Source organism: Vibrio sp. QJM3NY_21 (assembly GCF_057785975.1).
The window spans coordinates 2,028,668-2,055,116 of the sequence record NZ_CM173513.1; the positions used below are offsets into that span (position 1 = coordinate 2,028,668).

The window sequence follows — 26,449 nt, forward strand, 5'->3', positions numbered from 1 at the left end:
GGCCCTCTCCTCTTGTAATTTATTTGGGCATATTTTAATTACTTTATTTTAAATAATAGGATGTTCTAATCAGAATTAGCTTCATCCTAATAATATTTAACGACTATTCATTATCTATTTCTTATGTGATTTACATATGGATTTAATATCATAAAGAGAATATTTTATGCAGATTTCTAAAGTCGCTACAGCTGTCGCTCTTTCGACAGGTTTATTATTCGGTTGTAACAGTGATGGTTTACCCATCCCAACTGAACCTACTCCCGATCCTAGTACTCCTACTTTAACTGCGGGTTACTGGCAAATTAGTGATAGTAATTCTAGTTCAATATCTGCGTCATCAAACGCAGACCTTCCAAATGTGTATGTTTTCCAAGAAGACGGCAACCATAAATACTATGACGACGATGACAACTTAGGCACATACACAATTAAAGATGCAAGTGCATCTACAAATAATTATGACGAAGAAGCAGGTACCGTTTCTTTTACTTACTATGAAACAGGATCATCCACTCTTGAAATTTTGGATGGTGTTTTCACCCTAGATGATTCGGGCGCTCTGATAGTTACTGATAGTTCTTCAGGAATCAATTACTCAGGTTCAGATCAAACTGAGGTCGAAGGCGTGCAAGATGCTATCACTGACGCCAATGACCTAGTTGGTATTGACGGCTACGTTCAAATTTTAGATACAAACCATAATGGTAGTAAAACTGACTCAGGAGAGTTACGTTTAAAATTATCTGACAGTAGTACAGATGCAACTGTAGATACTATTGCATCAGGGAAAATGACTGTAGATCTAATCTACCAAGTGGACGAAGATACGACACAAGAAGAAAATACCTCAGGTAATAACGCATACATTAGCCTCTTTGCTTCAGGTACATCTAATATCAACCTGCACGGTGAAGTCATTTTCAACGCTGGGGAAATTTTCTACCGTTCTACGGTGGTTGAAGATGGTAAACCTCAAATTTCTGATGAGCCTGTTGGTACTTACACTTTGGGCGAAGACCTAGCTGTTGAAATCAGTTGGGCTGACGGTTATTACAGTTTCAAGGTAAATGACAACGTATATGACAATGATGGAAACGGTTTTGAATCTTTTGATAAAGCTGCAGTTACTGTCATATCATTAAAGCTTGGTGATACTTCAAATACAACGCATTACGAAATGATTGCGGATAACTTTAAAGTTTACTCAAACGACACGACTACTGACGAGTTAGTATTTGAAGATGATTTTAATGGGTACCCTAATGGTCACTCTTTATCAGGTAACCCCTATAACAGCGCCACAGCTGAAGCAACTGTTATTGTTGACGGTGACAGCACTGAACCAGACCCTGAGCCGGGAGAAGTGACAGACAACTTCGATTCTTATACTGTAGATACGCAGATCGATGTGGCTAACACTGCATACAAGACAAAAGGTGTTGATGGGGTTTTAAATACAGCAGTAATCAGTAGTGACTTTGCCAAGTCGGGCTCTAATTCTTTACGCATTGAAGATGGTGCGGACTCAACCACTGATAATAACAAACCTATCGTTGGCCGTGACTTTGCTAATGGCGCAGCAGAAACTGGCTCTGTTTCTACATCTGTATACATCCCTAGCGATGGCTATGTAAAAGCATCATACATTTTCTTAGGTTCTAATAACGACGCATCATCTAGTGGTCGCTTCACTGAAGTTGTATTTACATCTAGTATGATTAAATTCCGCGACGAAACAGGCAGCCAAGTTGACCTTGCTTCATACTCAAAAGACACATGGGTAGATGTGACCGTCAAATGGGTGAATGATGATGTTACAGTAAATATTGATGGCACAGATTATTCTAGCTTAAAGGCTGAAAATGCAGGTGGTTTCCCGACCGCTATTGCACTATATACTGGTGACAATGGTTCAAAAGGGACATACACCTACTTTGACAACCTAGATTCAGACTTGTTCTAGCTCTCACTAGAAAAGTCAGGCTCGATTGCTAGATAAAATAATCCCTATCAAATATGTTGATAGGGATTTTTTACTCCTAGCTCAAAAATAGAAATCAGATTGGCGATTCAGTTAAGCTCTCTGACTCAGCGGAACTTTACTTCAGCGTTGAATATGGACCGATGCTGCTAGTAAGGAATAGTCCCTGCATTCTTACTTATTTAGCCCTATCAAAGCCCTGTATCTATCATAGATAGACCAAAACCCTCAGCCCTATACTCAACCCACAAATTATTATTTAGTGTCACAGACCATTTAAGGCCTGCAAGCAACTAACGCTAAACCGCATACCCTTGAGCTGTTAGAGTCGTTAGGTCATCGACTTCAACCTACCTATGTATTTCATAAAGCATAAGAGCTAATAGAGTAATGGCTAACCCTACCCTCCTATTTATGAAAGAGTTAAAGCACTACTTATGGCTGTTGTTAGGAGCCTCGCTCAACAATCCAAGCGTGACGGTTCCAAGAACAGTACGGGAGTAGTCAGCCGAGCTAACGCTTATTAGTAGACCACACACAATGCGACGTTCGTGTATAGACGTCGCATTGGTAAATACTTTGAGAACAAAGTCAAAGTTTTCGAGCTATGGTGATTACGATAAACATAACGACATTATTTGGGTTTAAATCCCCGACAAGTTGGCCTACTGGTAACCGAGATTAATCATGAGCGAGGTTAATGGTGATCGGCGCTTGGGGGGTTAATAGTGACTGAAACTGATAATGACTAAAGTTAATACTGAATGAGCTTAATGATAATGTCTTAAACTCTGTGCAACTGATAACTACCCCTCTCCTACTCAATTAAATCATACGCTTAAGCCCAAACAACAGACACAAAAAAGCCTCCGAACTCTGGGAGTTGGAGGCTTTGGTTTATAGGGTTAGATTACTTTTTGTATTGATCGTGCGATACATCTAGTTGGTAGAAAGTCGCTTGTGAGTAATCGTCTAGGTCGCCGCTGATGTTTTGGTTGTAAACACCCGCTTTGAAGTACATGTACTTACCACCTGCGTCGTAGCCGCTTTCGCTCATATCAACCACTTGCACTACGTCGTCTTTGCCTTCACGCATTAGAGTGACAGTCATCGTGTTACCCTTAACTGCGATGCGGTAGCTGAACACTTCGCCAAGCGCGATACCATCTTCACCAACTTCAGCAGTCATGCCACCAACTAGAGGGTAGAAGTCCTCTTTTGTCGCGTCTTGGCTTTCGTGTGCGAAGTAAACCGCACCCGTTGCTTGGTTTGGCAGTTTACGGTAGTACAAACGAATTGGCTCATCGTTTTGATCATGAATCTGACCAATGATAAAGCGGCCTACTTCGTTCGCATTACCTGTCGTTGTTGCGTGATCGATTTTCAAGGTAGCTTCTAGAACACCATCAATACCCGCTGCCGCTTCTAAATCTGATTCAGGCGCGCTTGAAAATACCCAGTTGTTCTTGTTAACACCCTTAGTGCTAATAGACTGATCACCACGACGCATCATTTCACGAAGCTCTGTACGCGCGTACTTAGTGTTTTTAGATGTACGTACACCTTTCACGTAAGCTTTAAATACTAGGCCGCCGTCGTCAGCTGTGTAGAAGATTTCAGGGTGTTGGTAACCGTTTGCAAGGTTCCACTCAGAAACATCATCAGGCTTCCCATTTTTATCATGATCGAAAGGCTGAGATAGATACCAATGAGTCATATCAAAGTTTTCGCTAGGTGCATTACCTGCTAGAGGTGTCTCAGGTAAGCCCATTGGTAGAGGTAGCGCAGTGCGTGTTTCACATTTAACTGTTGTCTCACAAGGGTAAACCGCTGCTACACCGAAGTTACCAGAACGAAGATCTTTGCGCGCATCTTTGCGTGCTTTTTCCGCCGCTTTCATTTCAGCGATCATTGCAGCTTCCGCAGCTACCACGTCTGAAGTAATGATATGGCTAGCAGGACAAGCGTTAATGCTACAGTTAACCGCAGCTAATCCCGTTACACTGTTCCAACCGTTTTTGGTATTACCGTGACCAACGTATCTTACGTAGCGTGCTTGCACTGCTGGCTCGAATTGGAAACGCTCTAGGCCGATCGCTTTACCTGAGCTTAGTTGGTTTTCTAGTACCGTTGTCCAGCTTTCGCCATCGACACTCACTTGAATATCAAATTTAGATTGGCGCTGATTACCTTTACTGAAAGATGCCTGAACCGCGTCAAACTCTTGTACTGAACCATAGTCTAGCGTTGCCCACTCGCCGTCACCCGCAGATGACCAACGTGTAGTTAGGTCTTGGTCAACGAGACGATCAGGTCCGTTACCATCATGGCTACTTGCGGTAACAGCAACTGGCGTCACAAGCGCTTCACCAGTTTCTTTGTTATTTGGAAAATCAGTAGTAGGCGTGCTCGTGCTCGCACAACCAACCGCAAGTAGAATAGAAGAAGCGAGTAAAGTTTTTAGAGTAATTTGTTTCATATTTAATCCATTATTATAATACAAAGACAGCGTTCGTAAGTGAAAGCCAAATCAGCAAACACGAGCTATAAGGCGATTTACCTATCAGTATTTGCGATAACATGAAAATATTACGTAATCTTATAATACAAATAAAACACTTCATTGGATAAATGAGACTAGGAACACTTTCCGATTTTTCCATACTTTAACTGGATCACATTTCCTATTGATAAAAGACAATATATAAGAGTTTAGAATGCGAAATGAGCTAGCAAGGGCAGAATCAACGAGCTGTAATCGTGTGCATTTGAATGATTCGAGCAGAACATTTGTCCTTCCAAACAATCACTGTAAGTGTCCAAAAACAAAAAAAGACCACATTGTTAGGCGTCAATATGGTCATCTTCTTTACCGACATGGCTAATCAAACATCTGAGAACTCAGTTATGCTCTACTCTTAGAGAACTAAAGCTCGCATCAAACACTTCACCCGCATAGTCGCTATCAGGCTTAAATTGTGGGTAGATGCCCGCTTTGAAATAGAAAGCAACATCTGTCGATACCCAATCTGACGTTAACGACACCGTGTCCCCATCCTTATCAGTGTAATCTTGCCCCCAAAGGATTGAGTGAGAAACAGTATTGGTTCCATCTAAATCATGAGTCGCCAAGTAGACACCGTCTTGATCAGCGCGAATCGTATATCGCCACTCTTCACTTGCCGAATAAGTACCTAACTCGACACTGAATGGGTCACAATGGTTACAGTCTTGGTTGTTGCGTTCAAAATCGGAGTTCAGTATCACTCTTACTGGCTTACTCTCTCCTTCCCATAACAACTTCACCAATGCTTGATTGATCTTCCAACCATGGATTTGCCCAACTACCACTTTTGGATCTTGATTATTAATGTTCGGGTAGTCTTCAATTCGTAAGCTTGCGGTTAACTCGTGACTGGTAGCGTTCGTTCTAGTGTCCTCCAAATACCAACTTGTATCTTCATCGCTGGTGCTACAATCCGGTTGAGCACTGCTTTGATACAACTCCCTAAGCTCAGAACGAATATAGCTAGAGTTTTGTGTACTAGTGCCATATCCCATGTCAGCTCTAAAGTGCATTCTTCCGTCATCGGTATTGAAATAAGAAAGACCAATATCGCTGTCGTAGACATCACTGTTATTGGCGAGAAGGCCTTTGCTCGATTCGCAGCGCTCAGGTTCTAGTTCAGCAGCACTGTCACCCCCACTTCCATACCAAGTGTCTTTACTCGCAGGGATCGTCAACTTCCAATCGCTAATATCCCAATCGTTTGAGCCGTTGACCTGTGTTGTAGTGTATCGCAAAGCCTGAAAGTGGGCCGTAGCTTCACCATTTTCAAATTGATTATAGATACCTGCTTTAAAGTAACTCAGTAGGTGCTGCCAGTAGGTGATGTCTTCGTCGACTTTAACTTCATCGTTCACTTTGAGCGAAAGGGTGTTTTCATAAACAGAAAGATCAAACTTGGTGAAACTATCGAGATCCGCCTCTCCCAAATCGTAGCGATTATATGAAGTGGCGTAACAATCCGAAGAGTCAGCAGCACTGCTACAGTCAATGGCATTGTTTTTCATGACCGCCCAGTAGTGACCTGTGAGGCCATCTCGTTCCTGCTCCCAAACTACACGCAATAGCGGATGAGGGATATAACCCGTACCATTCTCGTCAGTGCCCTTATTGTGTATCTGTAGCAACGTCACTTCATCATGATCAGCGGGTGAACTCGCCATTGCATGTTCGATATCAGGTAAGCTTATTTCCGCATACAGGCTTCGTCTTACACCAGTTTCATTGATATCGAAGTTTTCTCCCTCACGAACCTCTGAACGCATCTTATAGTTCGCCATTTTGAAGATTAGGTTTTCCGTCTCTTCATCCGCGTAAAAATAATCACTGATGTAGCCATCGAAATCCCCACCTTTAACTTCAGAAGTTTTATTACCCTCTGTGCCATTAGGATCCGATACCTGAAGGTCAGAACTCGAGAGGATGTTTTGATACTTAGCAATATCATAAGGCGCAACAACACCATAAGAAGTACCTGGACTGGTGTTATCAGAAGAGTCATTGCTATCGCTTGAGCTGCTTCCACCGCAGCCGTATGTGAGCGAAGCGAGCGCAACGATGATGATTGGCTTATTCACATTTATCTCACTTATCCATAAGAGTAGAGTGATAATGTATATTTGTACTATTTTATGTCAATTATCTATTTATCAGAATGTGAGATGCGGCAAATGAAGTGAAATTAACGGATATTGCGTAGAATTAGATTCAAGAACAACGCAGAAAAGCCACTCTAAACTCGACAGTTAATGAGTGGCTCTCAGATCAACAACTAAACTTAGTATGTTGATTTTTAGATATAAATATTAGAAAGATTAAACCTTAAAGCTGCTCATCAACTCACTAACGCTACCGTTAAGTGTTTTGATTTCTGCTGATTCAGTCAACTGATCTTGGCTTAGCTTATTAAGTTCCTCAACAAAGCTTTCAATCTTATGCATGTTCTTAGCAATGCTCTGAATAAGGGCGTTTTGCTCAACAGATGAACCCGAAATGTCATTGTTGAAACGACTTACTGTTTCCATTTGCTCAGTTAGCTTCGCCAACATGTTTACCGCTTGAACAACTTGAGCGCGAGTCATCTCACAATTACTTTTGGTCAGTTCAATCGATTTAACTAAACCATCCGATTTCGACTGTAAACCCAATAACGCCTCTTCTATTTCCGAGGTGCTGATTTGCGTTCGGTTGGCTAACGCACGGACTTCATCAGCAACCACCGCGAAACCTCGACCATGTTCACCCGCTCTCGCCGCTTCAATTGACGCATTCAATGCCAGCAAATTAGTTTGTTCCGCAATCCCGCCAATCACAGACACGATAGACTGGATGCTCTGCGTTTCATTGGCCATTGAGCGAATATCATCAGAAGTGGTGCAGACTTGCTTCTCAAGATCACTGATATAGGTTTCCGTCACGGTGTTAATCTGTTTAGTCTCATCACTGAACACAGCCGCTTCTCTTGCTGCTTCTGCCGCGGACTGAGAACTCTTCTCTACTTCATTCGATGCTTCAGACAAGCCGTTAATCGCAGAGACCACTTGAACCGTTTCATCAGTATGAACTTGCAGTACGTCGCTGGTTTCTTTGCAGCCTTCGCGAATACTCAGTACCTTGGTATCGAGATCCGAGTTCTTATATTTCACATCCTTAACCATCTCTTGTAAGCCGATAATGAACAAGTTGATGTCTTTGGCGATATGTCCTAAGTCATCATTCCCCTTCTCAGCAAGCCTTTGAGTCAGGTCTCCGTTACCTTGAGATAGGTCGTGGACGATTTTGCGCAGTGACACGATTGGGCGATAAAAACGATTTAGAAGCAAAATCATCAATATCACCGAGCCAAACACACAAGCCACGATAAGGATGCGCGCACTCGACATCACGCCATTCAACTGATTGAGCGCGAGTTCAGGGTCAATACTAGAGATCATGAACCACTCTTTCTGGCTGCCAATATCCACTTTCTTGGCCATCAATATTCTCTGGTTACCATCAATCACACCCTCAATGAATTGATCAGGCTGTTCAATGGCACTGTTGAGTTTCATCTGCGTATCTGCGGAAGATATATTGCTTTGCGGAAGTACGTTTTCGATTGTTGAAGCGACCACCATGCCCTTCTCGTCGATGATAATGCCTTTGGCTTCGTAGATGCTGTCCAACTGTTCAAGCTGCGTTTCCAAATCGTCAAAACGTATGTCGGCCATGATGACGCGGTCTTGGTATGAGTACGTCACACCAATCATAGGCACTTGAGTACTCTTAGTGAAAAACAGATCACTAAAAGATAAGCCTGATTTCAATTTCGCTTGTTGATACCAAGGTCGAGTGGTTGGATTGTACTTTTCTTTGATTCCAACACCGTTAGGGAAAGACTCTGACGGACGAGAAGTGTAAGAACGGCCGTCGTCAAAACCAACTACGATTTTATCAATGCCACCGAGCTTGGCTGCGTAATGCATAAGTGCTTCACTAGGCACTTGGTATGGGGATTTCATGAACTCTTGTGCGACAGAGTTTACGGTATCGATAGTGCGCTGAACGGTACTTTCTATTTGATTAATTTCTATCGTTAGCGAGTGGTCAATCTCGTTATAAATCGTTTGGTTTACCTGGTCTGCTGCTAAGTCAAGCGTAAACCAGTTCGTAAATGCCAACGCACTAGAACTGACGATCGCCACCATTAAAATCAATTTTCCTTTAAACCCTAGAGACAATTTTGAATTCATAAAACTCATCATCCATATCAACCTATGTCTATTATTTTCATCCGAATGAAATGGTCATTTTTTACATTTTCGAAGATACGGGAAGCGAAACTTGTTCATGCCGATTCATCGTCACAACCATTACTTTAATTAATATTGTATGTTTAATTAACGGAACTTTCTGTGAGCGATATTGACATATTAAAACTGGCTAAAACCACCCTGTGACATAGGTATCATTTATGAGTCTTGGCTTTTAACGCGATTGGGAAAGAGCAAGTAAATCACGAAAAATGATCGAATTTTAAATAACCATCAAACAAATTCGCCGATAATGCTTCTAATCAAATTATTGATATCAATTTCGATTCGCTGACTAGAAAGTGAGCTTTAAGTCACATTCTCACTAACCAACCATTCACTAAAGTCATTCAACCTTTAGATTTATTTGTAATACAATAACCCCTAATGTATGGTGTACTTGAATCATAACTTAAGTTATTTCTGGATGCTTTTGTGCAATTCAAAGTGGTAATTGAAGCAACGCGCTTTAAGGTCATTGAACACGTTTAATGTAGAGACTGTCGGGGGATCTCGTTAATCGTTATTTTACTTGTCTTGTTCATTGGTTTTTCCAGACGGCTAGTCCGAATACGCCCACACAGTCACCAGCTGTGTGGGCTTTTTTTTACTTTCTTTTCAGACCAGACATTCGAGCAGTGTTAAGCCACCACCAACAATCAGTTAAGTGCACTGGTTTAAGCTTGCGAGGAAAAGTGAGTGAACGAGTGGGTGCTAGAAGGCTTTGAATTTGCCGTTAGAAATAGATATAGATATAGAAAAAACAGGAATTGAGGCAGTAGCAGAGTTAAACAGAGTTTTGATTAGGTGTAGCTGAGGGAATTGAAGTAGAAGTAGAAGTAGAAGTAGAAGTAGAAGATTTTAAACAGGGAACAAAAGATTGGATATGGCAGATAAAAACGAACCTCGCCGAGGTATCGCCGCCTAGAAGACAAGCAATACCCTAGCGAGGTCGTACGTCGATTACTTCTCTAGTTTAGCGAAGTAGTCGAAGATTACTGGTACGTCGTTGTTACCCATGCCTGCATCAACAGCAGCTTGTAGGCTTGTTGCAGTACCTTGAGCGATTAGAGACTCAGTACCTAGCTCGTCACAAAGAGCAAGGAAGTAACCAAGGTCTTTGTTTGCGTTCGCAACAGAGAAACCTAGCTTCTCTTCGCCGTCTACTGCGTAGAACTTACAGAATTGCATGAACGGAGAGTTAGATGGACCTGCAGACATGATATCAAACAGTTGTTGGCCATCAACACCAGCGCGTTGAGCAACAGCGAAAGCTTGAGACATAGTCGCAACAGTTGTCATGCCCATGAAGTTGTTTACAAGCTTAGTTACGTGACCAGAACCTAGAGCGCCTAGGTGGAATACGTTTTCGCCTTGCTCTTCAAGAACAGGTTTAACTTTGTTGAAAGTTTCCATGTCGCCAGCAGCCATGATGTTCAGAAGACCATCTTTAGCGTGTGCAGGAGTACGACCTAGAGGTGCGTCGATCATGCCCGCGCCTTTTTCAGCAAGAGCTGCGCCGATTTTCTTAGTAGAAGCAGGGATAGAAGTACCGAAGTCTACTAGTACTGCGCCTTCTTTGATGCCCGCTAGAACACCGTCTTCGCCGTATACGATTTTTTCAACAACAGCTGAAGTTGTAAGACAAAACTGAACAATGTCACTTGCCGCAGCGAGTTCTTTAGCAGAAGTGAATGCAGTCGCATTACCGCGGTCTGTAACGCGAGCAACAGCTTCAGCGCTTAGATCCATTACGTTTACGTGGTAGCCGCGCTTTTGCAGGTTTTCAACCATGTTGCCGCCCATAAGACCTAGGCCAATGAAACCGATTACAGGTTTAGTCATGTTCAAACTCCAAATATAGTATTGTATGATTATATGCTCATTATAATAACTACGTCTTTCTCGTTTCGCAATAGTTTTAGGGCATTGATTTGATGGTTAGACGCAAGTTGTGACGGGGGTTCACTTTACGAGAAAATATGGGGCACGCTTTGTACTTACAGGAACTATATGCCACCTAAAAAACCGTCTATTGATGAAATAACATACGTTAAATGTCATACGATTAGTAAGAACAAGCTACGCCTTTACCTATGTATAGTTCACTACTCCCTTACTCAGCCAGTGACGAAGGTAGTTCACTGTAAAACTGACTAAACCGCCGTGACGCTAACTAAACCGTTGTAAGGCTGGGCTCAGTGCTTGAGTTACTTAAGACGGTGGTTTCCACCAGGCCAATCAAGTTTTCTTTCAACCTGATCGGTTTGCCACTTATCCAACTTAACTAACTAACTAGCTAACTAGCTAACTAGCTAACTAACTAGACAAACAAAAAAACTCCGAGCTTTCACTCGGAGTTTTTAGTATCTAGCTTCTGTTACTTCAGCGGATTACAGTTCGATTGAAACCGTTTCACCGTCAACATTGAGTAGTAGCGTGTTGCCTTCAAGCTTATGAGACACTTCAACTTGCTCGCCTTCGTTCTTATTAGGAACGAGAAGCGTCAGGATGTTGTGCTCTTTCGATGGCTTGAATTCCACTTCAACGTGACGGTGGATTTCAAGATCTTTGAACTCGTATGGATCAACTTCGCCGAAGCCTTCAACGTTCTTAACTGAAGTGATGTTATCAGCAGACTCGTTGATGAAGTTTACGTCTAGGTGTGCAACTTCGCCGCGGATAGTGAAAGACTTGTCTGCCACTTCATTTGCGAAAGTTGTGTGCATTAGCCAAGTCATGTCTTTATCTTCAGAAAGCGTAGCCTTGTCTTGCATTACGAATACTTTACCTTGAACGAACCAAACCTTACGCTTGTAAGATTCGATTTCAGGAACGAAGTACTTGTAAGATGCCGTTGCATCACCTTCAACCATCTTCACATCAGATTCAGTGTCGAAGTCAGAGATAGTGCCGCCCGCTTCGATACAGAAGCGATCTTGGTGGTTTTCGTAGCCTGTGTTCTTGTTCTCGCCGTACTGACCTTTACCGCCAAACAGTGGAAGGTTTTTAGAGAACGTTTGACGACGCCACTTAGTGTGCATGTCTACACCAAATCCACCGTAGTAACCTGTTATTGACGCTAGCGTTTCACCAAATGCATGAAGCGTAAATGCGTTTTGGTCACCGTGAGAGTGGCTGATTGAGCCAAACGGAGAACATTTGAATACCATGTGAATATGGTTATCACGCTCAGTCATCTTGTTGTGGAATGCAGCCCAACCCGTGATTGGGAATACTTTCAACAGTGGATCGTTTGATGGTGCTTTCTCTTCAGGTGCATCCCAAAGGAAGTTAAAACGAAGATCGTCGTAGCCGAAATCCCACCAACCAAAGTTGTAGAATTTGGTGTGCGCTTCAGTATCACGGCCTTTCAGTTGGTTGTAGTACCAAACGTACTCAGGCTTCTGGTTAACACCTGCGTAGTGCTTGATGTTGTAAGCCAATTTTAAACCTGGGAAATCGCCGATTGAAGACTGGTCACAGAAGCTCGCGCGCTTAGAGTGAACAGGCATACAATAAAGCGGGAAGTCACCGGTGTTTTCATAGAATGTTTTGTTAAACATGTCTACGCCACAGTATGCTTTCAATAGGTCGAATGCTTCGCCTAGGAATGCCGTTTGTGTGTTCCAGTAGTCTGGACCTTCAGCCCAACCGCCGTCTACACCGCCCCATGGTGGGTAGTGTACTGCGTAGTATTCTAGAGCGTAAGCGATGTACTCGCCTGCTTTCGGGTGATCGTGGTAAAGCGCGATACACGTTGGGATGATAGCAGAAGAGATAGAACGAACACCGTGGCTGTTTAGCGGGTTGTTTAATAGGTCAACCGTCACTTTCAGGTGGTGCATGATTTCGTCTAGACGCTCAATTAAAGCATCTTGAACTTGCTGACGTTCTTCATCTGTGAAGTAGCCGTGTAGCCAGTCGTAACCCCAAGCCATAGCAGCGATAACACGGAAAGCCGCTTCATCGTTATAGCCACGAGAAGTCACGCCTTCTGGATCGTACGTAGACAGTTTTAGAGTCCAAGCTTTTGCTTTCGCAATGAGCGCTTCATCTTCTTTCACAACACCAGCAATCGCTAGGTTACGTGTCGCGTTCAGTGCCATTTGGCAATCAACGTACATTTGACGCCAATAAGGACGCCATAGAGAAGCTTTACCTACCGTCTCAGCTGGGTACGCTTGAGGCTCTTCAAAAGGAGCAGTCTCAAGGAACTTAACTGTCGAGTTGTTGTAGAAGTCATCAAACATGCAGTGAGCTTCATCAGCTTTCACTTTCGCTTTGAATTCTTCTAACTGATCAGCTTGAACAAGAAGACGCGGACGTGCTTCGCTCAAGGTGTCTAGGAATGATAGGTCAAAGTCACGTGTTTGAACTTCGATAGGGAGTAGGTCTACAAGATTACCTGCTGAAGTATCGTTTTCCAGCTTCATCTTCCTGATTGCATCAAGAGATTTTTGGTCGCTCATTCTAACTCACTTATTTTCAAGTTGATTGAAAGGAATTGCGATCAATATACGTCTTATTGTAGGACAATTGAATATATTTCGATTCGATTGAACCACTTTGTACAGTTTTCGTGATTTAGGTCAGATATCTTTCACCTGACGGTTTTCCGGTTCCGCAGAATAAAAAATGCGACGCCCTTTCGAGTCGTCGCATTCTATTATAAACGTTTTCTATGTATTAGCTTTCTGTTACTGCTTTCGCTTGCTTGCCGCCGTCATCGACCGCTTTCACAAGTAGAACACCGACACCACCAACTATCACACCACATAAGATGAAGACTAGGCGTCCCCACATTGGGTTAGTAAGAAGAGCCATCAACATGATACCAACACCCGCTACCGCAATCAGTTTACCAAGCATTTGACGTTGTTTGTTATCCAACACTTTTTGCTCTGCCGATTCTGCTACTAATGGTGTATCTAAGTTGCCAAAGAACTTATCAACATCCGCTTGACGTTCTTTTGATAGAGGCTTGTAGAACATCGTAGATAGTACGAAGAAGCCACCAGTTAGCGTGATGTGAGCAATCAGACCAATCGCAACTTTAACATCAGACCATTCACGTCCTGTTAGAGTATCAAGACCAAACGCCGCTGCTACCATCTCCGCGTTGATAACAAAACCAACCACATAAGATACGATACCACCAACAACTAGCGTACCCCAACCAGCCCAGTCCGGAGTCTTCTTGATGAAGAAACCAAGGAATGCAGGAATCGTCATAGGGAAACCGATTAACGCACCTACGTACATCATCGTATCAAACAGGCTCAAACCTTTAAGCGAGTTGATGAACTGTGCGATAAGGATAATAGCGAAGCCAAATACCGCTGAAGTAATTTTAGATACGGTTACTAACTCTTTCTCAGATGCTTGACCTTTACGAACGATTGTTTCGTAGAAGTTCTTAACGAAGATACCTGAGTTACGGTTTAGACCAGAATCCATTGAAGACATTGTCGCTGCAAACATCGCGGCAACTAATAGACCAACCATACCTGCTGGCATGTACTCTTGTACAAAGTATAGGTAAGCAAAATCACCCGCTTTTTTTCCTGCATTCGGGTAAGCCGCTGATAAATCAACACCTTGGCCTGCAATGAACCAAGAAGGCATGAACCAAATAAACACACCACACAACATCAACACACAAGCAAGCAGTGCGGCTTTCTTTGCATTCTTTGAGTCTTTAGCCGCTAGGTAACGGTAAGAGTTAAGCATGTTGTTAGTAATAGAGAACTGCTTAACGAAGATGAAGAATGCCCAAATCGTAAAGATGCTTAGGTAGTTGATGTTGTTGCCCCAAAGGAACGAACCACCATCTTGTACTGGGAAGTTGTTAACAATCTCACCAACACCACCACCTTGAACAACCGCTACAACCGCGCAAGTTACCGTTACCGCCATGATGATAACCATCTGCATGAAGTCAGATGCGATTACCGCCCATGAACCACCTGTTACCGACATCGCCAATACCACTAGGCCAGTCACCCAGATAGTCATGTTCATGTCGAAACCGAAGATACCCGAAGCGATGATTGCTAATGCGTTTAACCACACACCCGCAGATACCACTGAGTTCGGCATTGAAGACCAAGTGAATACTTGTTCGTTGGTCGCACCAAAACGCATACGAATCGCTTCAATTACCGTAACAACGCGAAGTTGACGGAATTTCGGCGCGAAGTACGCGTAGTTCATGAAGTAACCAAATGCGTTGGCTACGAAGATGACCGCTACAGCGAAACCATCGTTATACGCTTTACCTGCTGCACCGGTGAATGTCCATGCACTAAACTGGGTCATAAAGGCGGTTGCACCAACCATCCACCACAACATGTTACCGCCCCCGCGGAAGTAGTCACTAGTAGTGCTTGTAAATGTTCTAAACATCCAACCTATCGCAATCAAGAATAGGAAATAAATGCCGACAATAATCGTGTTGAGTTCCATCGTGTATCCTTTGTCCGTTATAATTTGTTACGAGGACTATAGGAAATTCGACCCTTTATTTGTAGTACAATAATCCAAATAAGTGATGGTGATCTTATTTTGATTGATTAAGTTAATTATATATATGACATAGGATGGAATATGACTAATCCATTAAGCAAATTGTTAGGGTTTTAGGTGAAAACCCCAAAGATCAAACACTTAAAATAAGTTTCACTTTAAAAACAACAACTTAAAACAAAAGTGAGACTTTGCACACTTATTAACAAATACAACCGAACACATATAAACATAAAGACCTAAAAAATAATAAAAGAGAATTTGAGACCAAATTCACATCATTCATCACACAATAAACCAGTGTTTTTATCAAAATCGAGCGGGTAATATCATTAGAATTCAATTTAAATATCTAAGTATTCTAAATCCACGAACCCTGTTTGTGTTATCGCAGATTTAGAATACTTAGAGGTAAAAAATCCCGACTGTCGCATAACTATTTGTCTGATACGGACAGTCTAAAAATGTGTGTTTAGAACGATGATTTGGGATTGTTACGTTGACGTTAAAAATAAGGCGGATTGTAACGTGGAAGAATAGCTTAAGAGACGTAGCGAAAAGGCTGCCCCAAAATAGTGCTACAGATGGTGCAACACGAGGCCTAAAAACCAAAAAGGCATGCGCTTGGCATACCTTTTTAAGTCGTTTATCTGAGCGTGTGGCTGTTCATCTCAATGTGAGATGGCTCAGATGCACTCTAAATCGTTTCTATTACGCAGTCGCCAAACGGTGGTTAGCATCTTGCAAGTGAACGGCAGAAGCAATTCTCGCCTTGTCACAATCACCGGCCATGATAGCTTCATAGATTCTACGGTGTTCATTGATACACGTACTTCCTTCTTCAGAAGAGTGCACGATGAAGTTGATGAACATCGTAGTCAGAATGTTACCAAATGGCAGGTAAAAATCGTTTCCGGTCGCATTGAAGATCAAGCTGTGAAAACGAGTATCAATGTCTGTCCAACGCTCTTGGTCAAACACTTCAGCTTCATCCACTTCGACCATCTTTTGGAAGATCTCTGAAAGCTCAATACGTTGCTCAGCGGTCGCAAATTTTGCCGCCAGCGCACACGCTTCAGGTTCAATCGCACGGCGAAGACCTAAGAACTGTGAACAGAATTGATCTACGTCGGTTAGGCCATCCATCCATTCAATCAGTTGAGGATCAAGGAAATTCCAGTATGCGCGGTCGACTACACGAGTACCGATTTTCGGGCGAGACTCTAACAGACCTTTAGAGGTCAATAGTTTAACAGCTTCGCGAAGTGCCGTTCGGCTGATACCAAACTGTTCACACAACGCCATTTCACCAGGAATAATAGAACCTTGTGGCAGTTCGCCAGACAAGATTCCACGAGCGATTTCACGAGCTACTTGCACGTGCAGGCTGCGCTTCGAGCCCGAAATTGAATTAAAAGTGGTAACCATAAGTTCACTTATTTTATATGTTATGTTTATGTATTATTTAAGGATCACTATAACAGTATTTCAACCTACAGCCAATTGAGTAAAATCCAAACGAATCACAGGCTATTAATTTAGTTGCCTAATCAAACACTTAGAAAGTATCTAATTCTACTCCGCTAGAAACATTATGTTACACCATTCATAAATCCGTCATCAAAAAGCATCGGTTCTGTCATCCTCGATTCCTATACTTCCTTCCAACAAATCACTCAATTGGACTGACATAATGAAACCGACAAAAACAAATCTCACGCTTAAAAGCGCTATTACTGCTGCGCTGATTTTTTCTGGTTCTGCATTAGCGATGGATACGCGATACGAAGACCGCTCTGGTAACTTGGTCGCCGATGTACCCCAAGATGAATCACAATGGGTGGATCCAAACACGCTAATTTTTGCTTACACGCCAGTTGAAGATCCAGCAGTATACGCTGATGTGTGGAGCGAGTTTTTGAGCCACCTTGAAAAAACAACGGAAAAAACGGTTCGTTTCTTCCCTGTTCAAAATAACGCAGCTCAAATTGAAGCAATGCGTTCAGGTCGTCTACATATCGCAGGTTTCAACACAGGTTCAACGCCACTTGCAGTTAACTGTGCTGGCTTTGCTCCATTCACCATGATGGCGGCTGAAGATGGCTCTTTCGGTTACGAAATGGAAATCATCACGCACCCAGGTTCAGGCATCGAAAAGGTTGAAGACCTAAAAGGCAAAAACCTAGCATTCACATCGCAAACGTCAAACTCTGGTTTCAAAGCCCCTTCTGCGATTCTGGATGCTGAATACCAGCTTCAACCTGAGCGTGATTTCAAACCTGCTTTCTCTGGCGCGCACGACAACTCCATTTTGGGTGTGGCACACAAAGATTACGACGCAGCAGCCGTCGCTAACTCAGTATTGAACCGTATGCTTTCACGTGAAGTTGTGAAAGAAGGTCAAATCAAGAGCATCTATAAGTCACAAACCTTCCCAACAACGGCTTACGGCACAGCGCACAACCTAACACCAGAGCTTCAAGAGAAGATTCAAAAAGCGTTCTTCACTTTCGACTGGGAAGGCACCAAGCTTCAAGAAGAATTTGAGCGTAACGGTGAAGCGAAATTTGTTCCGATCACTTACCAAGAGCACTGGGAAGTGATCCGCACTATCGATACCGCTAATAAAGTGTCTTACACGTGTAGCTAAGTTCAACCGAACTAAAAAGCCAATTACACATTGATAAAACTAACTGCAGGCTTACGCGCCTGCAGTTACTCACCACTCTCAGCGGTTTGCTTCCGATTTCTGCCTCAGGCGAACTGTTAGTACACCGTCCTTATAGGAATTCTATGTCTACTCTTACCCTTAAAGGGCTTACCAAGCACTACTCCAGTTCTGATAAAGCCCTGACCAACGTTAGCTTGTCGGTGAATGCCGGCGAAGTCGTTGGATTGATTGGCCCATCTGGTGCGGGTAAATCAACGCTGATTCGCTGTATTAACCGACTAACCGAGCCCACCAGCGGCGAAGTTATCTTCTCCAACACCAACCTTGAGACCTTGTCTAAACGACAACTGAGACATTCACGACGTGAAATTGGGATGATTTTCCAAGAGTACGCATTGATTGAGCGCTTAACGGTCATGGAGAATGTGCTTTCAGGGCGTTTAGGTTACGTAAACTTCTGGCAAAGCTTTACTCGTCGTTTCCCAGAATCGGATATCCAAGCCGCTTATGCGCTACTCGACCGCGTTGGGTTATTAGAGCACGCCAATAAAAGAGCCGATGCCCTATCAGGTGGACAGCGCCAACGTGTAGGTATTGCTCGCGCACTCGCTCAGAAACCGAAATTACTGTTGATTGATGAACCAACGGCCGCGCTGGACCCACGTACAGCGCGCCAGATCATGCGATTGATTAGCGAGATTTGTTCAGAACAACAACTCCCTGCGATCATCAATATTCACGATGTTCAGTTAGCCAAACAGTTTGTGGATCGCGTTGTCGGCCTAAATGCAGGCTGTGTGGTATTTGATGACAAACCAACCTTGCTCACCGAAGACGTGCTCACACAGATCTACGGTGAAGAGGATTGGAGCCAACAGGTAGAAGAAGAGGAAGATGACCTGATCATCACTCACCCTCATTTGTCTGAGGCAACAATATGACTCAGCCATATCCAAACCAAGCTCAGCATCATTCAAACCAAGCTCAACATCATTCAAAATCAGCTCAACAAGATCCCAAATTAGCTCAGCAATACCCAACACAGTGGACAAAGCCACCACTGATTTCAAATCCATGGTTACGTTGGAGCTTAGTTATCATTGTTGCGGTTTACTTATATCTCGCGACGCAATCGGTACACGTCAACTGGACTCGAATTTACGAAGGCAGCGAACGTGGTTGGCAGTTCATTTTGGCCTTCATGAATCCAGATTTCGGTGGACGTTGGGACAACATCTCGCAAGGTTTGATTGAAAGTTTAACCATGACACTCACGTCAACCGTGGCAGGCGTCATTCTGTCCATTCCGTTTGGATTAGGTGCGGCCAAAAACCTAGCTCCGACTCCTGTTTACCTATTCTGCCGCTCGTTTATTTCTGTCGCTCGCAGCTTACAAGAGATCATTGTTGCGATTTTGTGTGTGGCTCTGTTTGGCTTTGGTACGTTTGCGGGGTTTGTCACGCTAACATTCGCCACCATCGGCTTTCTCGCAAAGCTGTTCGCCGATGAGATTGAAGCGATAGATCCTGCACCGCTGACCGCAATGCGTGCAACTGGCGCTAGCTGGCTACAACAGGTGAACTACGCGATCCAAGCACAGGTGATGCCACGCTTTATCGGGCTTTCGATGTACCGACTCGACATCAATTTTCGTGAATCTGCTGTAATCGGTATTGTTGGCGCAGGTGGTATTGGCGCTACGTTAAACACCGCGATGGACCGTTATGAGTACAGTGCAGCCGCCGCTATTCTATTGATTATTATCGTGATTGTGATGTTGTGTGAATACCTATCGACCATCATCCGTAAGCATGTGCAGTAAGGAACGACTAAATGAGCACGCTAAATGACACACCTTCAAGCGCCATGAATCGTACCCAATGGCAGCGTTACGACAGCAAACAGAGCCTAATGCTTTGGCTCGGTTGGCTTTGCTTTGTTGCTTTAACCGTTTTTGCCTGGCAGGTCATGAATAAAGAGACTATCTGGTATTTTGTAACGGATTCACCTAATCAACTTGCTGATATTTCTTCACGCATGTGGCCACCAAGATGGAGCTATTTAGAGTCACTTTGGAGCCCTTTGTGGGACACCATTAATATCGCAACACTTGGCACCCTATTAGGGATCGTACTGGCATTTCCAGTTGCATTCTTAGCCGCACGCAACACAACGCCAAGCACTACGTTTATCAGGCCTATCGCACTGTTCATCATTGCGGCAAGTCGTTCGATCAACTCGCTAATTTGGGCGCTCCTGTTGGTGGCAATCATAGGCCCTGGATTACTGGCCGGTATTATCGCGATTGCTCTGCGCTCAATTGGTTTCGTGGCTAAATTGATGTACGAAGCGATTGAAGAAGTGAACGTCACGCAAATGTCAGCGATTCAATCGACGGGGGCATCTCCACTACAAGTCTTGAACTACGGCATTCTTCCGCAAGTAATGCCAAGTTTCATCGGCACGAGCTTGTTCCGTTGGGACATCAATATTCGAGAGTCTACCGTCTTAGGTTTGGTGGGCGCTGGCGGTATCGGCTTAAAACTGCAAGAGTCGATGGCGATGCTGGCATGGCCTCAAGTAACGGTGATTTTCTTTGCGATTTTAGTGACAGTCGTCTTCTCTGAATGGTTAGCAGCCAAAGCAAGAAAAGCCTTTATCTAATCAATGCATCATGGATGTCTATCAAAGCCTACTTGCAGAGTAGGCTTTTTTGTTCATGGACAAACGATAAGCAGGTTTCAAAATTAGAAACGTATTTCATTAGTGACAGTGCCTACCCCTTTGATCGTGACCGACACTTGATCTTTATCGACCAATGCATGGGTTCTCCCCGGTGTGCCCATGAACACTAGGTCACCCGGTTTTAATGTAAAATAGTGGCTCAAATAACTGACGACTTTGCGCGGCTTGTGGATCATAAACGAGGTGTTCTCTTGCTGAACGATATCGCCGTTAACACGCGTTGTAAGTTCGACATTGTTATAATCAATGCCTTTCACAATAGTGTGACCAATCGGTCCAAACCCATCGGAAGCTTTCGCTCGAAGCCATTGTAAATCCGTGCCTTGCCAGCTTCGTTCTGTAATATCGTTACCCACTGCGACACCAAAGATCGCTTGTTCGGCTTCTTCTTCACTGGCTTGGCTTAGCTCTTTACCAATCACAACCACCAACTCGCCTTCAAAATGAACGTTTCTTGCTTTTGGTGGCACTTGAATAACTTCGCCCGTGAGAATCAAAGAAGAAGGAAGTTTAAGAAACATCGGCGGTGGTGCATCGGCAGGTGAAGCTAAGTGGCTAGCGAAGTTCATCCCGACGGCGAAGACTTTCTCTGGTTTTGTCGGCAGTAACACCTCAACCGACTCTAACGGGATCGAATTTTTTGCTACCGAATATTCTCCAAAGATATCGCCACTGACCGGTAACACAACGTCATTGTCTAGTTTTCCATAGCTGACTTTGTCTTGGTATTGATAACGGACGAAATGCTCACTGCTCACCTCAACATTGTTATTTTCTGCCGCCAATGCGACGCCAGACATCGTAACTATTGCCAATAACCACTTCATCCTTGAGTCCCTTTATTTTAAATCCTAAATTATACTTTAGCCCACTCTGTAGGATTCGAAGGAAAAGGGAAGCTCTGTTGTCCTCTCCTCTCCTCTCCCTTCTTCCCCCTATAAAAGCAACACGCATAAAAAAACCGAGCAACTCGCTATGAGTTACTCGGTTTGACTTATTCCCGATGTTTTCAGTCGTTGTTGGTTTCAACGAACGATTTTTCAATCACGACTGAATTTCAATGTGATGCTTCGTTCCCGCAAAGCACCACATCAATACATGCCATCGTTAAACGGCATGTATTTTAATCATTTACAGTTGAGCAAATGATCCTTCCCACGAGTATGTCTCACCCGCGAACTCAACAGTGTGAGTTGCTTGCTGCGTGTCTTCAGCTTGGTTTGAAATACCATAATGGTAAGTGTTGCCAGAAGTAGTCTGAATGCGAACAACAGTCCCGACACTGTTATGGCCCACAACAGATACTGATTTAACTAGACCACGAGCGCCTACAGAGGCTTCGATAGACTCGTTAAAGTAACCATGCGTTTCTAGTACAGAAGCAAACACGTGGTTTTGACCAGACTGACGTAAGATGAACGCAGGCTCACTCTTAAGGTTGAAGTCTGGATCGTTAGCACCAGTGCGAGCAAAAATCACTTCGCTGCCCGCATTCGCGCTGGTTACTAGGCTGTAGTAGCTGCTGTCATGTAGCCAGCTGACTAGAGAACCTTCTTCGTTCACTTTGCCTGAAGCAACGTTCCATAAGTGTTGGTAACCGTTGTCTTCACCTAATGGCTTAAGCGTTTTTTCCATGTTGTAATCGAAGTCAGTACGGATGATTTGACCAGAGTGGTGAACTGGCAAGTCGTACTGGTGCTCAGCGTCAGCTTCGATGCGGTAAACATCAATCACTAACGGCTTCTCGAACTCAGGAAGTTCAGCAAGAATCACGCTGCGTTGCATGTCTACGCCTGTGTAGTACTCAGAAATGGTTCCGCTCATGCCTTGTAGAGACTGGTCGTCTGCTACGAAGAAGTGTTTCTGACCAAACTTAGACTCAGCTAATGCTGTGTTGAAGTTGTTCTGCGTTTTCTGATCAACCGTTACTGTGTTGTGAGCAACCGTCTGCTTACAGTAAGACTTGTTCTCTGGAATGTAACGACCGCCAAACTTAGGCTCAACGTTTACCCAGCGACCGAAGCCGTAATCGTGCAACACTTCGTGGCCACGGTTGAATACGCTTAGGTGCAAGCCATCATAGTGACCGTGGTCTAGTGCAGAGTGGTACTGGTGATCGCTGCCGTGTTGACCGAACCAGATCAACGCCATGGTGTCGTCGTCTTTCTCATCACGGTGACGAAGAATGCTAACGCCGCCTTTCTCACCTTCAGGGCCGTCTGTAACGAACAGGCTACCCCAGTTAAATGGTGTGATTCCATCAGCTGCTTCAACAGCGTCAGACAATGTTTTACCTGAAGCATGAACCCAAACGTTTTGTTGGTGGTTAGCCATACCAAGCAGAGTTTCAGTCTGTTCGTAACGGTGGTAACACACAGACGTTGCCATGATAACGCCTTCATCGTTGATAGAGATTGTCTTCGATGAATCGTTCAGAGCTGGCAATGTACCGTCTGGGAATGCCGTTTTGAATACAGAGTAAGACGTTGTCTTGATCACTGAATCGTTGAATTCATAGATACCAACTTCAGGCTGACGACGTTCAATCGCTTCTGCGAACAGGTAGATTGGACGTAGAGAGAAACGGTGGTAGTAAGGACCTTCCATGTAGTAGCCGTCTGGCGAAAACAGTTGGTCAAGTTGCGCTAAGAAACCGCCGCTTACTTTGTCTAGTTTCAGGCCGTATAGTGCTTTGTCTACAGATTCTTGGTCGTTGATTGCGTAACCACAGATACCTACCGCTGCCACTGCCCATAAGCCGTGGTTGTGCACTATATCGAAGTCGTGTGCGTAAGTAACAACGAACATTTCGATCATTTGCTTCAGAAGATCGTCTTCGATCAGACGCTTTTGCTCTTCAGAGATAGTGTGGTAGATGCAGCTGTACGCACAAGAAGCGTAAAGCATCCACATGTTCTCGTTCAACGTTTGGTGGAACAGCTTACCCGGAGGGTTAGAGTCACGGCTTACGTTGCTTTCAAGTGTTGGGTATACCGTCGCGTACGCAGTTAGCATATCAACGATGTAATCACGGTACTTTGTTTCCTCAGTGATAAGGAACAAACGGCCCGCTAGATCCATGTGGATATAGTTTTGCTTATGACGGTTATGTTCGTAACCGCCGCCTTCACCGTGACCTGGAACTTCAATGCCAACTTCCGCCATGTAAGCGTCAGTTTGTTTAATATCGCGAGTCAATGCGTTACCTAAAAGGCTATCCTTGCCAAGTTCTTTACGAAGCTCTGCTGCTTCATCAAAGTTAAGTAAAAGTGGTTGATAGCTCATTATTATTTCCCCTGCTCTGCTGTGCTTGCTAATTCTGGGTTTAAAATTGTTTCTACTGAGTAGAAGCCTGTCCAGCTGTATACTTTGCCGTTCAGTTCTACTTTGTGTTCAGTGCTGTCAGTTGCGCCAAGTTGGTTGCTGATCATCACTGTCACGTTTGATTTCTCTGTGGTGATCTCAACTACCGAACCGACATTGGTGTGAGCCACAACATTGATGTTTTTAACTACACCACGTGCATTAACTGATTGCTCGAATTCTTCGTTGAAGTAACCGTGCGTTTCAACAACAGAAGCAAACAGTGTTGTTTCGCCTTTGCTACGTAGAATGAATGCAGGCTCTGAACGTAGGTTGAAACTTGGATCGTTAGCGCCAGTGCGAGTAAAAATCACTTCAGCATTGTCGTTAGACGTTGCACCTAGCCACGTGTAGTAAGTGTTGTTTTGTAGCCAGCTTACAAGTGCTGTGCCCTTCACTTCACCGCTTGCCACGTTCCATAAGTGTTGGTAACCGAAATCGTCACCTAGAGTGTTCAGCTCTTTGTTTGCTTGGTATTCAAAGTTAGTGCGAACAATCTGACCTTGATATTGGTGTGAGTAGTCGTATTGATGTTCGCCTTCGCCGCCTTTCTCAGAATCTAAACGATAAAGGTCTAATAGTAGCGGAGATTCTAATTCTTCAAGGTTTAGCATGAACACGCTGCGTTGCATGTCAAAGCCTTGGTAGTGATCGTTAGCAAATGCACTCATTCCGTTGATTCGCTCGTCTTCTACTTTAAAGAAGTGAGGTAAACCGTGTACAGAGTCTGCACGTTCAACGTCAAAGTTGTTCTGACATTTTTCATCAATCGTGACTGCATTGTGAGCAATCGTTTGGCGAGCGTAAGATTTGTTTTCGTCTAGGTAACGGCCGCCGAATTTAGGCTCAACGTTAACCCAACGACAGAAGCCGTATTCACGTAGCACTTCTTGACCGCGGTTAAAGAAAGAAATACCCAGCGTATCAAAGTTGCCGTGACCCATGCCGTGTTGGCCGTAGTTCATAACAAGTTGAGAAACGTCGCCTTTCTTATCCTGCATACGGATAAAGCCTTGCGCGCCGTTGTGACCTTGAGGGCCTTCGTTCAATTCAACACTTGGCCAGAAAGGCATGCCGATTTCTTTCTCAGCAGAAGTGGCTTCGTAGGCTTTAGATAACTCAAGACCACATGGATGCATCCATACTGCGTCTTGAATCTTCGCCATACCGAGAATGTTTTGGTCTACGCCGTTTTCAGAAGAGTAATGCTTGCTGTAAACACTGACGGCAACTTGAACACCCATGTCTGTGATACCCATAGTACGAGAAGCATCATTCAGAGCCGGGAACTCACCGTTCGGGTAAGCCGTCGCAAGCATCGCTTGTACTGTGTTGCCAATCACGCCGCCTTTGTAGTTGTAGATATCAACTTCAGGCATGTGGCGGTGAATCACTTCAGCGAACACACACGTTGGGCGAATCGCATAACGGTGGTAGTAAGGGCCTTCCATGTAGTAACCAGAAGGTGCAAACAGTTGAGAAACTTGCGCTAAGAAACCGCCAGTGTCGTTACGGTCGATGCCGTACACTGACATTTCAAGGTACTCACGCTTGCCTAAAGCAAGACCACAGATACCCACAGCGGCTACAGCCCAAATACCGTGGTTGTGAATGCGGTCGAAGTCGTGTGCGTATTTAACGGTGAACATTTCTAGCATTGGTTCGAAAATGCGAGACTCAATGTTGTCACGTTGTTCTTGTGTCAGTGTTGAAGCAACACAAGAGTAAGCTAAGCTTGAGAACATTAACCAGCAGTGTTCGTTCAGAATTTGGTGGAACAAACGGCCGGTAGGGTTGGTGTTTTTCTGTACGTGATAATCAAACGTTAGATATTTGTCTGCGTACTCTTCTAGTAATTCTGTAACAAAGTCAGCGTACTTTTGCTCTTTAGTGATCAAGAACATGCGACCAGCTAGATTCATGTACGTGTAATTTTGCTTATGGCGGTTATGTTCGTAACCCCCTGCTTCACCGTGACCTGGAACATCAATAGGTAAACGCATGAATGCTTCTAGGTCTTTCGCGTTCGCTGCAATGGTTTTGCCCATTAAGCTAGAACGGCCCACTTCAAGGTGAAGCTGCTCGATTTCAGCTTCAGTCAACAATACTGGTTTAGTCGTCATATTCTTTGTCACCCTCAATAAAGAGTTTATCTGCTTAAACTTTGATTAAATTCTCAAACTCCATATAAAGTAATACAATAAGAGCTTTAATTATACCTATTCGTTACCAAATGATGATTAGAGTCACACAATCAACCGTAAGTCATTGATGTGAATGACTAATGATAAATATCGGTC

Annotated in this window: 15 protein-coding genes; 5 read left to right on the forward strand and 10 right to left on the reverse strand. The window is 43.9% G+C overall.

The window, feature by feature from the left end; translation table 11 throughout:
• The first annotated feature begins 166 nt into the window (after positions 1 to 166).
• Entirely contained in the window at positions 167 to 1,966 is a 1,800-nt protein-coding gene (locus tag AC3CID_RS09140; RefSeq protein ID WP_171313009.1) for a hypothetical protein, read from the forward strand.
• A 928-nt stretch (positions 1,967 to 2,894) separates the two neighbouring features.
• Here AC3CID_RS09140 and AC3CID_RS09145 read toward each other — a convergent pair.
• The 7 genes from AC3CID_RS09145 to AC3CID_RS09175 form a co-directional block, all read right to left on the reverse strand.
• Entirely contained in the window at positions 2,895 to 4,463 is a 1,569-nt protein-coding gene (locus AC3CID_RS09145) for a polysaccharide lyase family 7 protein (RefSeq protein ID WP_488526431.1), read from the reverse strand.
• A gap of 422 nt (positions 4,464 to 4,885) precedes the next feature.
• The gene (locus tag AC3CID_RS09150; RefSeq protein WP_488526432.1) at positions 4,886 to 6,628 is read right to left on the reverse strand and encodes a polysaccharide lyase family 7 protein; all 1,743 of its coding nucleotides are present in this window, start codon (positions 6,626 to 6,628) and stop codon (positions 4,886 to 4,888) included.
• A gap of 237 nt (positions 6,629 to 6,865) precedes the next feature.
• On the reverse strand, positions 6,866 to 8,737 hold the full coding sequence (locus AC3CID_RS09155) for a methyl-accepting chemotaxis protein (RefSeq protein ID WP_146456814.1): 1,872 nt from the start codon (positions 8,735 to 8,737) through the stop codon (positions 6,866 to 6,868).
• Between the two features lie 1,068 nt (positions 8,738 to 9,805).
• A complete protein-coding gene (locus tag AC3CID_RS09160; protein WP_017076738.1) occupies positions 9,806 to 10,687 on the reverse strand; it encodes an NAD(P)-dependent oxidoreductase in 882 nt (293 codons plus the stop codon).
• A 548-nt stretch (positions 10,688 to 11,235) separates the two neighbouring features.
• Entirely contained in the window at positions 11,236 to 13,314 is a 2,079-nt protein-coding gene (locus AC3CID_RS09165; protein WP_488526433.1) for a DUF4962 domain-containing protein, read from the reverse strand.
• A gap of 217 nt (positions 13,315 to 13,531) precedes the next feature.
• On the reverse strand, positions 13,532 to 15,310 hold the full coding sequence (locus AC3CID_RS09170) for a sodium:solute symporter family transporter (protein WP_017092953.1): 1,779 nt from the start codon (positions 15,308 to 15,310) through the stop codon (positions 13,532 to 13,534).
• Positions 15,311 to 16,081: 771 nt separating this feature from the next.
• Positions 16,082 to 16,798, reverse strand: a complete 717-nt coding sequence (locus tag AC3CID_RS09175; RefSeq protein ID WP_171316132.1) for a FadR/GntR family transcriptional regulator — start codon at positions 16,796 to 16,798, stop codon at positions 16,082 to 16,084.
• 265 nt (positions 16,799 to 17,063) lie between these two features.
• Between AC3CID_RS09175 and phnD the strand changes: the two genes are divergently transcribed.
• From phnD to phnE (AC3CID_RS09195), 4 genes are all read left to right on the forward strand, one after another.
• Positions 17,064 to 18,020: a phosphate/phosphite/phosphonate ABC transporter substrate-binding protein gene (gene phnD / locus AC3CID_RS09180; RefSeq protein WP_061021537.1), complete on the forward strand. Its 957-nt coding sequence runs from the start codon at positions 17,064 to 17,066 to the stop codon at positions 18,018 to 18,020.
• 143 nt (positions 18,021 to 18,163) lie between these two features.
• Positions 18,164 to 18,982, forward strand: coding sequence for a phosphonate ABC transporter ATP-binding protein (phnC, locus tag AC3CID_RS09185; RefSeq protein ID WP_171313013.1), 819 nt, complete (start codon positions 18,164 to 18,166; stop codon positions 18,980 to 18,982).
• Entirely contained in the window at positions 18,979 to 19,863 is an 885-nt protein-coding gene (phnE, locus tag AC3CID_RS09190; protein WP_488526434.1) for a phosphonate ABC transporter, permease protein PhnE, read from the forward strand. Before phnC ends, phnE (AC3CID_RS09190) begins: the two co-directional genes overlap by 4 nt.
• Before the next feature lie 11 nt (positions 19,864 to 19,874).
• Positions 19,875 to 20,705, forward strand: coding sequence for a phosphonate ABC transporter, permease protein PhnE (gene phnE, locus AC3CID_RS09195; protein ID WP_135456477.1), 831 nt, complete (start codon positions 19,875 to 19,877; stop codon positions 20,703 to 20,705).
• A gap of 83 nt (positions 20,706 to 20,788) precedes the next feature.
• On the opposite strand, the gene AC3CID_RS09200 is transcribed toward phnE (AC3CID_RS09195), so the two are convergent.
• The 3 genes from AC3CID_RS09200 to AC3CID_RS09210 form a co-directional block, all read right to left on the reverse strand.
• Entirely contained in the window at positions 20,789 to 21,586 is a 798-nt protein-coding gene (locus tag AC3CID_RS09200) for a fumarylacetoacetate hydrolase family protein (protein WP_488527287.1), read from the reverse strand.
• A gap of 331 nt (positions 21,587 to 21,917) precedes the next feature.
• Positions 21,918 to 24,071, reverse strand: coding sequence for a heparinase II/III domain-containing protein (locus tag AC3CID_RS09205; RefSeq protein ID WP_488526435.1), 2,154 nt, complete (start codon positions 24,069 to 24,071; stop codon positions 21,918 to 21,920).
• Between the two features lie 2 nt (positions 24,072 to 24,073).
• Positions 24,074 to 26,272, reverse strand: coding sequence for a heparinase II/III domain-containing protein (locus AC3CID_RS09210; protein ID WP_488526436.1), 2,199 nt, complete (start codon positions 26,270 to 26,272; stop codon positions 24,074 to 24,076).
• Between the last annotated feature and the right edge of the window lie 177 nt (positions 26,273 to 26,449).